At 60.5% G+C, this 13,680-nt stretch carries 14 protein-coding genes; 10 read left to right on the top strand and 4 right to left on the bottom strand.

Going from position 1 to position 13,680, the window contains the following annotated elements; genetic code table 11:
• Complete coding sequence (locus AO068_RS09165; RefSeq protein WP_058408203.1) at positions 1-1,566, bottom strand: MFS transporter; 1,566 nt, start codon at positions 1,564-1,566, stop codon at positions 1-3.
• Positions 1,567-1,724: 158 nt separating this feature from the next.
• On the opposite strand from AO068_RS09165, the gene AO068_RS09160 reads away from it, so the two are divergent.
• Together AO068_RS09160 and AO068_RS09155 are read left to right on the top strand one after the other, a co-directional pair.
• A complete protein-coding gene (locus tag AO068_RS09160) occupies positions 1,725-2,621 on the top strand; it encodes a LysR family transcriptional regulator (protein ID WP_058408202.1) in 897 nt (298 codons plus the stop codon).
• A 42-nt stretch (positions 2,622-2,663) separates the two neighbouring features.
• Positions 2,664-3,308, top strand: a complete 645-nt coding sequence (locus tag AO068_RS09155; RefSeq protein WP_057443484.1) for a glutathione S-transferase N-terminal domain-containing protein — start codon at positions 2,664-2,666, stop codon at positions 3,306-3,308.
• A 76-nt stretch (positions 3,309-3,384) separates the two neighbouring features.
• On the opposite strand, the gene AO068_RS09150 is transcribed toward AO068_RS09155, so the two are convergent.
• Positions 3,385-3,996 (bottom strand): PulJ/GspJ family protein, encoded by a 612-nt coding sequence (locus tag AO068_RS09150; protein WP_058408201.1) that lies wholly within the window; start codon positions 3,994-3,996, stop codon positions 3,385-3,387.
• Positions 3,993-4,454 (bottom strand): prepilin-type N-terminal cleavage/methylation domain-containing protein, encoded by a 462-nt coding sequence (locus AO068_RS09145; protein WP_058408200.1) that lies wholly within the window; start codon positions 4,452-4,454, stop codon positions 3,993-3,995. The genes AO068_RS09150 and AO068_RS09145 overlap by 4 nt, the downstream gene beginning before the upstream one ends.
• Positions 4,455-4,558: 104 nt before the next feature.
• Here AO068_RS09145 and AO068_RS09140 point away from each other — a divergent pair, with 104 nt between their 5' ends.
• Positions 4,559-4,993: a general secretion pathway protein GspC gene (locus AO068_RS09140; protein ID WP_058408199.1), complete on the top strand. Its 435-nt coding sequence runs from the start codon at positions 4,559-4,561 to the stop codon at positions 4,991-4,993.
• Between the two features lie 5 nt (positions 4,994-4,998).
• Here AO068_RS09140 and gspI read toward each other — a convergent pair whose 3' ends face one another.
• On the bottom strand, positions 4,999-5,391 hold the full coding sequence (gene gspI / locus AO068_RS09135) for a type II secretion system minor pseudopilin GspI (protein WP_058408198.1): 393 nt from the start codon (positions 5,389-5,391) through the stop codon (positions 4,999-5,001).
• 168 nt (positions 5,392-5,559) lie between these two features.
• Here gspI and gspG point away from each other — a divergent pair, with 168 nt between their 5' ends.
• The 7 genes from gspG to gspF are packed head-to-tail and all read left to right on the top strand — an operon-like array spanning position 5,560 to position 13,676.
• Positions 5,560-6,009, top strand: coding sequence for a type II secretion system major pseudopilin GspG (gspG, locus tag AO068_RS09130; RefSeq protein WP_058402363.1), 450 nt, complete (start codon positions 5,560-5,562; stop codon positions 6,007-6,009).
• On the top strand, positions 5,997-6,992 hold the full coding sequence (gene gspK / locus AO068_RS09125) for a type II secretion system minor pseudopilin GspK (protein WP_058408197.1): 996 nt from the start codon (positions 5,997-5,999) through the stop codon (positions 6,990-6,992). Before gspG ends, gspK begins: the two co-directional genes overlap by 13 nt.
• Positions 6,989-8,161 (top strand): type II secretion system protein GspL, encoded by a 1,173-nt coding sequence (gene gspL, locus AO068_RS09120; RefSeq protein WP_058408196.1) that lies wholly within the window; start codon positions 6,989-6,991, stop codon positions 8,159-8,161. The genes gspK and gspL overlap by 4 nt, the downstream gene beginning before the upstream one ends.
• A gap of 4 nt (positions 8,162-8,165) precedes the next feature.
• Positions 8,166-8,714, top strand: coding sequence for a type II secretion system protein GspM (gene gspM, locus AO068_RS09115; protein WP_058402219.1), 549 nt, complete (start codon positions 8,166-8,168; stop codon positions 8,712-8,714).
• Positions 8,714-11,050 (top strand): type II secretion system secretin GspD, encoded by a 2,337-nt coding sequence (gene gspD / locus AO068_RS09110; protein WP_058408195.1) that lies wholly within the window; start codon positions 8,714-8,716, stop codon positions 11,048-11,050. Before gspM ends, gspD begins: the two co-directional genes overlap by 1 nt.
• On the top strand, positions 11,047-12,465 hold the full coding sequence (gspE, locus tag AO068_RS09105; protein ID WP_058408194.1) for a type II secretion system ATPase GspE: 1,419 nt from the start codon (positions 11,047-11,049) through the stop codon (positions 12,463-12,465). The genes gspD and gspE overlap by 4 nt, the downstream gene beginning before the upstream one ends.
• On the top strand, positions 12,465-13,676 hold the full coding sequence (gene gspF / locus AO068_RS09100; RefSeq protein ID WP_058402222.1) for a type II secretion system inner membrane protein GspF: 1,212 nt from the start codon (positions 12,465-12,467) through the stop codon (positions 13,674-13,676). The genes gspE and gspF overlap by 1 nt, the downstream gene beginning before the upstream one ends.
• The last annotated feature ends 4 nt before the right edge of the window (positions 13,677-13,680 follow it).

The following is a 13,680-nucleotide window of genomic DNA, read 5'->3' as shown; positions in this document are numbered from 1 at the left end:
TCACTTGGCCTCTCCCGCCAGATCAAGCGTGTCGGATGGCTCAAGTGGCGGCTCGTCATGAGCGCGCACGCGACCGAGCAGGACAAAGACTGCCACTGCCGTCAGCACGGTGGCGGCGCTGAGAATGAACAGCAGATTGCGGAACGCGGTGGCGTACTGTTGGTGCAGCAGTTCTGCCTGACCGGGCAGTAGGCTGATCGCATTCTGCAGATCGCCCAATGCGGCGCGGTTGGCAGCGTTTGTCACCACATCAGGCGCGACACCCGTCAGGGCATCGAACAGGCCCCACTGAATGAACGTGGCCAGCAGTGCGCCTGCGATCGCAATGGCTATGCCGTCGGCAGAAACGCGCACGGCATTGAAGATGCCGGTAGCCATACCGGCGCGTTCCTTTTCAACCACACTGATCGCCATGCCATCCATCAGCCCCCAGGGCAGACCGATGCCGATGCCGATCAAGGCCATCGGCAGCAAGGCGGTTTTGATTGCTCCGCTGTCCAGCGCCAGCGCGAGCCACAGCAGGCCGACAGCCACCAGCAGCAGACCGATACCGGACAGCAGCCCGGAGGTAAAGCGACGTGCCAGTTGTGCGGCAAGCATCGGTACGATCAGCAGGGGCGCGGCCAGTGCGGTCATCATCTGTCCGGTTTCCAGCGCGCTGAGTCCGTCGATACCAATGAAGCGTGCTGGCAACATGATGATCAGCACGACAAAGAAAAATGCCGGACTGGCCGCAAGAATCTGCACGCCGACAAAGCGCGCGCTCTTGAATAACGACAGATCGAGCATGGGTCTGGCCACGCGCCGTTCCACTGCAATGAAGATCCAGAACAGCAACAGTGAGCCGACGATGCCGCCTATGACCAGTGGATGGGTCCAGCCGTCTTCAGGGGCGAGCAGGATTGCGTAAGTGAACAGCGTCAGTGCCGCGGTAAAGCTGATAGCGCCCGGCCAGTCCATGCCGGTGGCATTGGGATCTCTGGATTCTGTAGCGCTGAAAAGCACCAGAAAAAATCCCGCAACCCCAATAAGAGCCGTTGCGTGGAATGACCATTTCCAGCCAGCCGAGTCGACCAGCGAGCCTGCCGCAAGAGGGCCGAAAGCCAGGCCTATCCCGAACGTGGTACCGAGCAGGCTGAACACTCGGGTGCGGTCAGCCCCATGGAAGGTCTGGGCAAGCGATGACATTGCGCCAGCGAACGCTGCTGCACCGCCCAGCCCCTGAATCAGGCGAAGTACATCAATCTGCACGACGGATGAGGCCATCGGAATGGCGAAGGTGGACAGCACGAATATCGCCAGTCCGATCAGCCATACGCGTTTCCTGCCGTAGATATCCGTCAGGCTTCCAGCGGCCATCATGGCGCTGCCGTAAGTCAGGATGTAAGCGTTGATGACCCACGTGAGCTCGACGGCTGATCCGCCCAGCGCCTTGTTTATCGAGGGCAGAACCACGGCAGGGCCAGTGAAGCACAACGGAATCAGGATGCCTGTCAGGCAGGCGGCAAACAATTGTCCCCAGCGTCTGGTAGCAGACGATGCTTGAACCTGGCTTGCTGAAGTCATGTGCAATTTCCCTGTGAAGCGTGCGCAGTTTTCGGTGCATTGCACGCATTTATCCAAGGGCAGTTGCCCTGTCGGGAGATTAGGGGTTGCGTCTGCAAACAAAAACAGGCTTATGTTCCGAAGGTATAGGACAGGGCTGTCCTTAATAGGAGTGGGTATTGGAATCGCTCGGTAGCATTGCGGTGTTTGTTCTGGTCGCTGAAACACGGAGTTTTACCCAGGCTGGAAAGCGGCTGGGCATTTCATCGTCGGGGGTAGGCAAGAGTATCGGCCGTCTGGAAGAGGGCCTGGGTGTCAGGCTTTTTCATCGCAGTACGCGCAGTATTGCCATGACCCTGGAGGGCTCGATATTTCTGGAGCGCTGTCGCCGTATTCTGTCGGAGCTTGAAACGGCAGAAATGGAGTTGAGCAATGCCAGAGACCTGCCCAGAGGCCGGTTGCGCATCAGCCTGCCCTTGGTCAGCGGCCTGGTCATGCCGGTCATCATCGAGTTCATGCGCACCTATCCGGATATCGAACTGGACATCGATTTTTCCGACCGCATGGTCGATATCATCGAGGAAGGCTTTGATATCGTCCTGCGCACGGGAGACCCTGGCGACTCGGGCCTTATGTCGAGGCGGATGGGGGGCTTTCAATTGAAAATCGTCGGCGCTCCGGACTATTTTGCCAGGCGCGGGACACCTCAACATCCAGCAGACTTGAGTCGGCACGCCTGTCTGTTGCACAAGTTTCCCTCTTCGGGCAAATTTGAACACTGGCCGCTACGTCGCGAGGCCGGTGCCGATGATCTCGATTTGCCCCAGGTGATGGTGTGCAACACGACGGAAGTTCTTGTTGATGTTGCGCGGGCGGGGTTGGGAATTGCCTGCCTGCCGGACTTCATGATTTCATCGGCCATTCGCAATGGCGAGTTGGTGCCAATACTGACCGACTACACGGTGCACACCGGAAGTTTCAGGTTGCTCTGGCCATCGAGCAAGCACCTTTCCCTGCGCCTGCGGGTATTCATTGATTTTATGCACGCCCATTTGTTTGCTCCTGCGTCTGTGTGACTGCGCGGACCGAGCATGTAGCACCTGACAAGGAGCATTGGCATGTACACGCTTTTTGGCACAGAGGGTTCGGGGTCCGCAGCCATCGAGATAGCGCTTTGGCGCTGCTCGGTTCCTTTTACCTTGTTCAGGGCCTGCGCGTGGGAGGAGGGGCCAGGCAAGGAAGCATTGCGGCGGGTCAACCCATTGCTGCAGGTGCCCACGCTGGTCCTGGCCGATGGCACGGTGCTCACCGAAAGCGCTGCAATTCTGATTCATTTGGGACTGGAGCATCCCGAATCCGGGCTGCTGCCCAGCAAGCCTGCCCTGCGCGCTCAAGCCCTTCGCGCGCTGGTCTACATCGCCGCCAACTGCTACGCCCCGATCGGGATTATCGATTACCCGCAGCGCTGGCTGTCGGGCTCCGACGAAACGCAGGCTACGCTACTCGAAACCGGCACCCGTGCGCGGTTGCATGAAAACTGGGAGACATTTGCGGATCTGTTCGCTAATGCAGGCTTCTGGCGTTGTGATGATCCCGGTGCAGTTGAGATTCTGGCTTGCATCGTGACCAGATGGGGCGGTGCGCGCGAGCATCTGCATACCACCCGGCCTGATTTTCATGAGCTGCTGTTACAGGTCGACGCCCAGCCGGTGGTCAGCGCAGTGATAAGGCGTCATTGGGGCTTGAGACGTCTTGAGGCGTAGAAGCAGGCCTTTTTGAAGACGTGACGCCAGAATGGATTCAACCCATCGTCCCTCAGTCGCCTGTAATCAATGCTCGCTAATCCAGCGGCCCCAGCACCTTTCGATAGCGCTCGTCGCCATTACGGGTATGTAGCGTGAGCACAATTTCCAGCCCGTCGGGATTGTCTTCCCTGTGGCTGTCGAGCGGTTGCCAGCCTCCGACAGTTCTCCAGACCCTTATTTTTGCCTCGACGACCTGATCGAGCACCGAGATTCCTTCGTCGGGAGCGGGTAGGGGGTAGCGGTTGCTGCTGTCTGCGGCCGCGCGATACAACCTGTTGTCCTTTAGCCACCAGCGGATTCGCTGCAGTCCTTCCCCGGCCGTGGCCGCACTGCGAATGACGTCAAGGCGCATACCGTTCCTTTCAGCAATGCGAATACTGATGGGCATCAACGTTTTTGCCTGCGGATCGGTTTCTTCGCCAGGCAGCGGTTTTTGCAGCTCGACGCCTGCACGCATGGCCACGTCGCGCTCCAGCTGGTTCAGCGCTCGCAGTACGGACTCGGTGTGCTCGGTGCTTTCGCGTAACTGGATATCGGTGCGAGTGATGCTCTCCAACCCACGCCAGGCAATCAGGCTGACGATGATCATCAGCAGGATAGCCACCATCACTTCCAGTAATGTGAAGCCGTTTTGCCTTGCATTCATGGAGGGCTGACCACCTGCAGTTGACCCAGCGCGCTACGCTGCAGGCTCAAGGATCGTTCACCGTCAGAGAGCTGGATGCGCAGCGGTGCGACGATCCATTCGGGACCTGACACCACTCGCTGCGCCGGGTCTACGCTGATGCGTATGGAGGGTGTTTCCCAGGCTCTGAAACGCAGCTGCGGGTCGTTCATGAAGCGGTCGTAGCCCACGCCGTGCTCGGCACGTCGTGCGAAACCAAAGCCTTTGCCATCGACCAGCAAGGTGATTGGCCGACCGTCGACCCTGGCCTCGACCTGTGCGATGTGCAGCATATGTGCAAGGCGTTCAGCGTCCTTGCGCAGCAAAGCGGCAGGATCGGGTTTGATGCTCATGCTCACCGTTGCGCTGACGATGCCGATGATGACCAGAACCACCATCAACTCGATCAGGGTAAAACCCCGTTGTGTGTCCATACTCATGATCGGTGGCTCCCTGATGAGGTTTGCATACGGATCAAAGCGGGGGCCAGGCATTCTGATGCAGTGATGTAGACTGCCCCGGCAGACGAACAGGAGGTTCAGTCATGGCATTTTCGTTTCATCCATTATCAGCACCGCGCCTGGTGCAATCGGCGGCCTTGATTGCAGTGCTGGCGGGTATCGCGCTCTGGTCGTCGTTGCTGCTTGCGCCCGAGCCTGTGCGCGCACCGTTGCCGGAAAGCGCCGTTCCCGCTGCCAATGTCGGCAGTCCTGCCCGACAGTGGTTCGCCAACCAGCCACTTCAGGTCCGGATCAAGGTCACCGGTGTCATGACCGGGAGCAAAGGCGCGGTGGCGATTCTCACTGTCAACGATAGACCGGCGCGCAGCTATCTGGCGGGGGAGTTGCTTGCCAAGGATGTACGTCTGGTGGCTATCGAGAGTAACGCAGTAGTGATCGAGCAGGGTGCCGAGCGCACACGATTCAAGGTCGCCAGCCTGGCAGGCCTGCCGGAGTTGCCCAGCCTGCTGCGTCGTTGAAACGCTCATGGAGACTCTTTCGGCTGGCGTCGGATGGCGATAATGGCATCGAGGCGGGCCAGTGGCGGCGCTTTATTGTCCCGCTGTAATACTCGCAGACTGACCCGCATCAACATTCCGTCTGCACTGGCTTTGAGCGTCTGTTCACAGGTCAGCGAGAGCCTGCCCTGATCGCACTTGCGGGTTGTGAAACCAGGCCTGAGCCTTGTCATCATGCGTAATTCGGCCAGTTGGTTCTGCGCCTCCAGCAGCGCAATGGCGCGGTCGCGCAACACACCGTTGTTAAAGGTCATTACCCCGCTCAGGCGCGCGGCAGCCGCCATTGCCACGGCGATGATCAACAGCGCCACCAACACTTCGATCAGCGTGAAGCCTTTCTCCTTGTGCGGTTGCAGCATGGGCGCCTCCTGGCAAATCCTCCTGCTCGATACAGGCAACAACGATAGCACCGGACCAGCATCTGATTATTCATGAATGGCTCACCATAAGGGTTGAGCAGATTTATCGTGCCCCGTCGCGGCGGCGTCTACACTGCGGGACAGATGAGGATCATCAAGGATATGGATATGGATGTCGCACGCGTCAAGCCTCGGTCTGGAGGCCGTCGCGGCCAGGACGGCTTTACCCTGATCGAAATCATGGTGGTGGTGGTTATTCTCGGCATTCTGGCCGCTGTTGTGGTGCCCAGGGTTCTTGATCGTCCGGACCAGGCGCGGGCTGCTGCTGCGCGACAGGATATCGCAGGGCTGATGCAGGCGCTCAAGCTCTATCGCCTCGACCACGGCACTTACCCCAATCAGGCTCAGAGCCTCAAAGCTCTGGTCGAGCGGCCGGTCAACGTCAACAAAAACAACTGGCGCGCCTATATCGAGCGGCTACCCGACGATCCGTGGGGGCGCCCCTATCATTATCTGAACCCCGGCGTTAATGGCGAGGTGGATCTTTTTTCTCTGGGTGCCGACGGTCAGCCCGATGGCGAGGGTGTCAATGCCGATATCGGCTCATGGCAGCTCTGAATATGGCGCTGAGCACTTACCCGTCAAGCGCAATCAGGCAAGGCGGCTCGGCAATTATCGGTGCCCTGCTGACCGTCGCGATTGTCGCGGTCATCGCTGCCGGTATGTTGACCCGTCAGAGCGTCATGATTCGCACGGTAGAAGCCGAGCAGTCGCGTATCCAGAACAGCGCAGCGCTGATGGCAGGTCTGGACGTAAGCCGCATGCTGTTGTGGGATTCACGTCGCAAGAGCCGGGCGATTCACCCTGGTCAGGCGTGGGCGCAGCCCCTAGGCCAGAGTCCATCCGATCGACCTGAAGAAGGTTTTCACGGACGACTGGAAGACCAGCAGGGCAAATTCAACCTGCGCAACCTGCTGCGCAATGGTCAGCTGGAAATCGGTCAACTGCGCAGTTTCGAACGCTTGTGTCAGATGATTTCCATCAGTGATGTTCTCTGCCAGAGCATCAGCCAGCGGGTGCTTGGCTCATACACACGTTTTTCGACTCCGGTAACAGGCACGGTCAGCGGAACATTCGCGAGCGGGCGGGAGACTTCTTCGGCGATGCGCAAGCCCATCCCGGCATCATCGGTGACACTGCGCAGCCTGGATGATCTGCAAGGGATGCAGGGTTTGAGCGATCAGGTACTGGAGCGGCTGAAACGCTACGTGTGCATTCTGCCCGCCAATACCTGGGTCAACAGCAATACAGCGAGTGCGGAGGTACTGGCAGCGGTGGTGCCCGGTTTGTCATTGCCCAGTGCGCAAACGGTGGTGGCCGAGCGCGACAAGGGACAGTGGTTTGCCTACCGTCTGGAAATCATCGCTCGCATGCAGGTGCCTACCCAGGCGGCTGACGGGCTTGAAATCGGTGTGGCAAGCGAGTGGTTTGTGTTCCGTGGCGAGGCGCGCAGAGATGGACGCCAGGCCCGCATGGAGGCCTTGCTGTATATGCGCGATGACAGCGTGCCTCGTGTTATCTGGTCACGGATCGGCACATGAGCCGGTTGCGGATTGCCCTGCCTGCTCTGGAACAACTGAACCCGGAGACGCCATTGCTATTCGTCCGGCTGGACAGCCAGGGCAAGGTTGTTGAAAGCGGCCTGAGCAGTTTGCTGGACTTGAAGCAGGGCGGCGCACTGCAGTCGGTGGAAGCGTTTCTGCATCCGCTGGACAGTCTGCTGGCCCGGATCGAAACGCCGCCGCTGCCTGCGTCGCGGGTTAGAAGCGCTGCACTGTTAGCCGCCCAGGGACTGATATTGGGCGGCAGTGAGCTGATGCACATCGCCAGCAGCCCGCGCTATGCCGACGGGGCCGTTTATCTGGGCTGGTTACCGTCAACTGCGCTGGAACGTCTGAGCCGATTGCTGAGTCAGTCGCGTCTGTCATTGCGCGGCCTTTACCCTGCGCCCTATGGCCTGCCTGTGCCTGCACCGGGTCAAGTCAGTGTCGTGCTGCGGGATGAGCACTGGCTGCTACGTCACAGTGCTGGTCAAGGCAGCGTGCATCCGCGTCTGACCGAGACCCCTGATGTGCACCTGGCCAACGGCAGCGAGTTGCACCGGCTGGACGGCGAGGGCACGGCAGGCCCGGAAATATCGGCTGGCCTGCTCCTGGGCGGGCCGTCACCCGGCTGGAGCCTGCATGCAGGAACGGGAGCGGCGAAAGTCAAAACATCGGGCTGGACCGCAGCATGGGTCTGCTGCGGTTTGGCTGTCGGGGTATGGGCGCTGGGCTTGAATCTGTACGCCGCTCGCGAGGCTGCCCGAGGACAGCAACTCAAGACCGGTATGGTGCAGCGGGTCAGCCAGGCCTTTCCTCACTTGCCGGTCATTCTCAATCCTCTGCAACAGGCCCGGCAGCAGGTGGCGGCACTCGAAAGCGGTTCAGCCGCCGGCACCGACAGCGGATTCGAACAACTGGTAAAAAGCGCCGCTGAAGCTTTGCCGTTCCTGGCGGGTAGCGTGCAGCGCCTGACGTACTCGGATGGCCGCCTGCAACTGCAACTGTTGTCCGATAACGCCCAGCCTGCTGTTGACGATACGTTGCAGCGTTCGCTGGCGCAGGTGGGTCTGGCAGCCAGTCGCGATCATCTCACCTGGACCCTTAGCCAGATGCCTGATCAAGCGGCCGATGCGCCCGGCGCTACGCTGGAGAGCGACGTTGAATAGCCGAGTGTGGCAGCCATACGCCGACCGCTGGCGGCGACTGAGTGGGCGTGTGCGTGTTGTCAGGGCCGGTCTGTCGATCAGGGAGACGCGTCTCCTGTCGATAGGCGCGCTGGTGTTGTGCTGCCTGGTGACGTGGCTACTGATGGTTCAGCCTGCGCTGAAGAAAATCACGTATTGGCAGGCGCAAACCCCTGTGTTGAGCGCCCAGGCCGAGACGCTCGAAACGCTGCTCAAGCAGGTGAGCGTGCCGCAGCGCCGAACAGGCCCGCAGGATCTGCAGCCAGCCTTGCAGCGCAGCCTTGAAGCCTTCGGGTTGTGGTCGTATTGCCAGCTTGAGCATGACGGTGAAGGGGCTGAGCGCAGTTGGCAACTGGCTTTCGATCACGCGCCAGCCGACGCAGTGATCGGTTGGCTGCTGGAGCAGCCGCAATTGTTTTCGTTACACATCAAGGACGCCAGCCTGCAACGTGCAGGCGAAGACGCTCAGGACCTGACAGGTCATCTGTCCGGGGTTGTTCGCATGGATCAGGCGCCGAGCGCAAAGGAAGCTTAATGAAGTGGAATGCCTTTACCTACACGTTGCCCTGTCGCAGGGTCGCACCGTTTTTCCTGCTGGCGCTGAGCGCGTGCAGCACCACATCGCCTGCGCCGCCTGAGCTGTTAGAGAGCGAGCTGGGTCAACCGTTGGCCAGAACCTTGCCCGCCAGCGACACACATGATCGCCAGCGCGCGCAACCGGGCGTCGCGCCGGGACAGAAACACACGTTGTCGAACACCGCACGCGGCCATACGCCAACCCGCAAGACAGTGGCTACGCACAGCGCGCTGGGTGACCAGCCCATACAATTGAATTTTGTCGAAGCCGATATTCAATCGGTCGTGCGGGCGTTGTCACGCTCCACAGGTCAGCAGTTTTTGCTGGACCCAAAAGTCACGGGCACGCTGACGCTGGTCAGCGAAGGGCCGGTGCCGGCCTCTCAGGCTTATGAAATGCTGATGGCAGCGTTGCGCATGCAGGGTTTCAGTGTGGTGGATGTCGGCGGTGTGGCTCACGTCGTGCCTGAAGCCGATGCCAGACTGCTTGGCGGTCCTGTCTACAGTGCCGACAAACCTTCCGGGAACGGCATGCTGACCCGTACGTTTCGTTTGCAGTACGAAAATGCGGTCAATCTGATTCCGGTGCTGCGGCCTATCGTTTCGCCGAACAACCCGATCAACGCCTACCCCGGCAATAACACCATCGTCGTCACCGACTATGCCGATAACCTGACGCGAGTGGCGCAGATCATCGACGGTATCGACACGCCCAGTGCCATCGATACCGACGTGGTGACCGTGCACAACGGTATCGCGGTAGATATCGCCAGCATGGTCAGCGAATTGCTGGATACTCAGGGCGGCGACGCGACCCAGAAGATCAGCGTGATTGGCGACCCCCGCTCCAACGCCATCATTATCCGCGCCGGCAGCCCGGAGCGTACCGAGCTGGCGCGCAATCTGATCTACAAGCTGGACAACGCCCAGAGCAACCCGAGCAATCTGCATGTTGTGTACCTGCGCAATGCCCAGGCGGGAAAGCTGGCTCAGGCCTTGCGGGGCTTGCTGACCGGTGAAAGTGACAGCGGTGCCAGCGATACCACCCGGACGATGCTCAGCGGCATGGGCAGCACCGGTAACAAGAACGACGTGCAAGGCAACAGCAGCGCAGGCCCTGTCTCCGGGACTGTAGCCGGAAGCGGTTATGGCCAGAGTAGCGCGTCGCCTTCGGTTGCCACAGCCGGTAGTCAGCAAGCCGAACAGAACACCGCGTTCAGTGCAGCCGGGGTGACCATCCAGGCTGATTCGACCACCAACACCCTGTTGATTTCCGCTCCGGAGCCGCTGTATCGCAACTTGCGTGAAGTCATCGATCAACTGGATCAGCGCCGTGCTCAGGTGGTGATCGAAAGCCTGATTGTCGAGGTCAGCGAGGACGATGCGAACCAGTTCGGCGTGCAGTGGCAAACCGGCAACCTGAATGGTAGCGGCGGCTTTGGCGGAGTGAACCTTGGCGGCAGCGGTTTGAATACCAGTGGCAGCACCAGCATCGACGTACTTCCCCCTGGCTTGAATGTCGGCGTGGTGAGGGGCGCGGTGACCATTCCGGGCATTGGCGAGGTGCTGGATCTGAAGGTGCTCGCGCGCGCTCTGAAGAGCAAGGGTGGCAGCAATGTGCTGTCCACGCCCAACCTGCTGACGCTGGACAACGAGGCGGCCAGTATCTTCGTCGGCCAGACCATCCCGTTTGTCACCGGCAGTTATGTAACGGGCGGTGGCGGCACCAGCAACAATCCGTTCCAGACGGTTCAGCGGGAAGAAGTCGGCTTGAAACTGAATGTCAGGCCGCAGATTTCCGAAGGCGGTACGGTCAAGCTGGACATCTATCAGGAAGTCAGCAACGTCGATCAGCGCGCCTCGCTGGCGTCAGGCACCGTCACCAACAAGCGCGCCATCGATACCAGCATCCTGCTGGACGACGGGCAGATCATGGTGCTGGGCGGCCTGCTTCAGGACGGGTACAACCAGAGCGATGAAGCGGTGCCCTGGCTGTCGAGGATTCCGCTTCTCGGCGTACTGTTTCGAAACGAAGCGCGTTCGACCAGAAAAACCAATCTGATGGTCTTCCTGCGTCCCTACATCATTCGTGACAGCGGCACAGGGCGCAACATCACGCTGAACCGTTACGAATTCATGCGCCGCGCACAGGGTAATTTGCGTCCCGAGCGTAACTGGATGCTGCCGGACATGCAGGCGCCGCAGTTGCCCTCTGCGGCAAAGGCGATTCCTGACCTGCAGCCTGCTGCCGGTCAGATGCCGCGGGCGGTCATTCGCGCAGTGCCTGTGCCATGAGTGCGTTGCCTTATGCCTGGGCCAGGGCGCAACGCATTCTCTTGCGTGAGACTGACGAGGGGGCGCTGCTGATCGTTTGCGACGCTACTCCAGGCTGGGCAATCAATGAGGCCCGGCGGCAGTTCGGTCCGGCGCGTCTGGAACAGGTCGGCACGCATCAACTGGAGGGGCTTCTGGCCGCAGCCTACGCCGACACCGGCAGCGCGGCGGCGGTAGTGGGCGCTGCAGAAAACGAAGCTGACCTGAATCGGCTGATGCAGGATATCCCGGAAATCACCGACCTGCTGGATGCGCAGGACGGTGCCCCGGTGATCCGCATGATCAATGCATTATTGACCCAGGCAGCTCGCGACGAGGCCAGCGATATTCATATCGAACCCTATGAAAGCCATTCGGTGGTGCGCTATCGGGTCGATGGCAGCCTGCGTGATGTGGTATCGCCGCGCAAGGCGTTGCATGGCTCGCTGGTGTCACGGATCAAGATCATGGCCCAGCTGGATATCGCCGAAAAGCGCTTGCCTCAGGATGGTCGAATCGCCTTGCGGGTGGCCGGCCGGCCCATCGACATTCGCGTCTCGACCGTGCCTACCGGCCACGGTGAAAGGGTGGTAATGCGCCTGCTCGACAAGCAGGCCGGTCGTCTGCGCCTCGAAACCCTGGGCATGGCCCCTGATGTGCTGGCCAGACTCGACAACCTGATACGCCAGCCCCATGGCATTGTGCTGGTCACAGGGCCCACCGGCAGTGGCAAAACCACCAGTCTTTATGCCGCGTTGGCACGGCTGGATGCCAGCACCAGCAATATCCTGACCGTGGAGGACCCGGTGGAATACGACCTGCCGGGTATCAGTCAGATTCAGGTCAACAGCAAAATCGACATGACTTTCGCCCTGGCATTGCGCGCCATTCTGCGTCAGGACCCGGACATCATCATGATCGGTGAAATCCGTGATCTGGAAACCGCCCAGATCGCGGTGCAGGCTTCACTGACCGGACATCTGGTGCTTGCCACCCTGCACACCAATGACTCGGTATCGGCGATCAACCGGCTTGTCGACATGGGCGTCGAACCCTTTCTCCTCGCGTCTTCTCTGCTTGGCGTACTGGCGCAGCGCCTGGTACGCCGTTTGTGCCCGCAGTGCAGACAACCCGACCCGACTGCGTCAGGCTGCTGGCGCCCGCAGGGGTGTGAGCGCTGTAGTGGTACCGGTTATAGCGGCCGCACCGGCATTCACGAGCTGTTCTGCATTGATGATGAGGTGCGCAGTCTGATCCATCGAGGTGCCGACATGCAGGCACTGAGGGCTGCGGCGCGCAATGCCGGCATGGTCAGCATGCGCGAGGATGGCCAGCGCTGGGTTCGCGATGGCACCACCGCTCCGGAAGAAATCATTCGTGTGACACGGGACGCTTGATGAGCCGCTATCACTATGAAGCTGCCGATGCGCAGGGCAGGATCGAATCCGGCCATCTGGACGCTGACAGTCAGGACGCGGTGATGGCTGATCTGCGCCAGCGGGGGCTGACTGCATTGCAGGTAAAGATCGACAGCCAGGCCAGCAGTCATGGGGCAGGGGGGCTGTTCAGTATGCGCCTCTCGGACGCTGACCTTGCCTCGGTGACCCGACAACTGGCAAGCCTGCTGAGTGCCGGGCTGCCGCTGGATGAAGCATTGGGGGCCACGGTCGAGCAGGCCGAACGCCAACACATTATTCAGACCCTGAGCGCGATACGCACCGATGTTCGCAGTGGCATGCGTCTGGCCGAAGCGCTGGCCGCTCGCCCCAGAGACTTTCCGGACATTTACCGGGCCTTGATCGGGGCGGGGGAGGAGTCCGGCGACCTGGCCCGGGTCATGGAGCGACTGGCCGATTACATAGAAGAGCGCAACGGCCTGAGAGGCAAGATTCTCACGGCGTTCATCTACCCCGGCGTAGTGGGGCTGGTCTCGATTGCCATCGTGATTTTTCTGCTGAGCTACGTAGTGCCCCAGATAGTCAGTGCGTTTTCTCAGGCGCGTCAGGACCTGCCCGGTTTGACACTGGCCATGCTGGCCGCCAGTGATTTCATCCGTGCCTGGGGCCTGGTGTGTCTGGGCGTATTGCTGGCGGCGTTGTGGGGCTGGCGAATCTGCCTGCGCAACCCGGCTACGCGCCTGAGATGGCACAGCCAGATCCTGCGCTTGCCCTTGATCGGTCGATTCGTGCTGGGGCTGAACACCGCACGCTTTGCATCGACCCTGGCGATTCTCGGTGCTGCCGGTGTGCCCTTGCTGCGGGCGCTGGACGCAGCGCGTCAGACCTTGTCCAACGATCGCCTCAGTCTGGCGGTGAACGAAGCCACGTCCAGGGTCCGTGAAGGCGTCAACCTGGCGGTGGCGCTGCGGATGGAAAAGGTCTTTCCGCCGCTGCTGATTCACCTGATTGCCAGCGGCGAAAAAACCGGGGCTTTACCGCCGATGCTTGATCGTGCTGCGCAGACCCTTTCCCGCGATATCGAGCGCCGCGCCCTGGGCATGACTGCGCTGCTCGAACCTTTGATGATCGTGATTATGGGCGGCGTAGTGCTGGTGATCGTGATGGCTGTGATGTTGCCGATCATCGAGATCAATCAACTGGTCAACTGAGGGG

It is taken from the genome of Pseudomonas sp. ICMP 3272 (assembly GCF_001466905.1).
GTDB classification, from domain to species: Bacteria; Pseudomonadota; Gammaproteobacteria; order Pseudomonadales; family Pseudomonadaceae; genus Aquipseudomonas; species Aquipseudomonas amygdali.
This window is presented reverse-complemented; position numbering and strand designations above follow the sequence as displayed.

Bases quoted from the DNA above. Each gene is read 5' to 3' on its own strand.
- AO068_RS09150 (WP_058408201.1), bottom strand. From the start codon at position 3,996: ATGAATGCAAGGCAAAACGGCTTCACATTACTGGAAGTGATGGTGGCT.
- AO068_RS09145 (WP_058408200.1), bottom strand. From the start codon at position 4,454: ATGAGTATGGACACACAACGGGGTTTTACCCTGATCGAGTTGATGGTG.
- gspG (WP_058402363.1), top strand. From the start codon at position 5,560: ATGGATGTCGCACGCGTCAAGCCTCGGTCTGGAGGCCGTCGCGGCCAG.
- gspF (WP_058402222.1), top strand. From the start codon at position 12,465: ATGAGCCGCTATCACTATGAAGCTGCCGATGCGCAGGGCAGGATCGAA.
- gspI (WP_058408198.1), bottom strand. From the start codon at position 5,391: ATGCTGCAACCGCACAAGGAGAAAGGCTTCACGCTGATCGAAGTGTTG.
- gspE (WP_058408194.1), top strand. From the start codon at position 11,047: ATGAGTGCGTTGCCTTATGCCTGGGCCAGGGCGCAACGCATTCTCTTG.
- gspK (WP_058408197.1), top strand. From the start codon at position 5,997: ATGGCAGCTCTGAATATGGCGCTGAGCACTTACCCGTCAAGCGCAATC.
- gspD (WP_058408195.1), top strand. From the start codon at position 8,714: ATGAAGTGGAATGCCTTTACCTACACGTTGCCCTGTCGCAGGGTCGCA.
- AO068_RS09140 (WP_058408199.1), top strand. From the start codon at position 4,559: ATGGCATTTTCGTTTCATCCATTATCAGCACCGCGCCTGGTGCAATCG.
- AO068_RS09165 (WP_058408203.1), bottom strand. From the start codon at position 1,566: ATGACTTCAGCAAGCCAGGTTCAAGCATCGTCTGCTACCAGACGCTGG.
- AO068_RS09155 (WP_057443484.1), top strand. From the start codon at position 2,664: ATGTACACGCTTTTTGGCACAGAGGGTTCGGGGTCCGCAGCCATCGAG.
- gspL (WP_058408196.1), top strand. From the start codon at position 6,989: ATGAGCCGGTTGCGGATTGCCCTGCCTGCTCTGGAACAACTGAACCCG.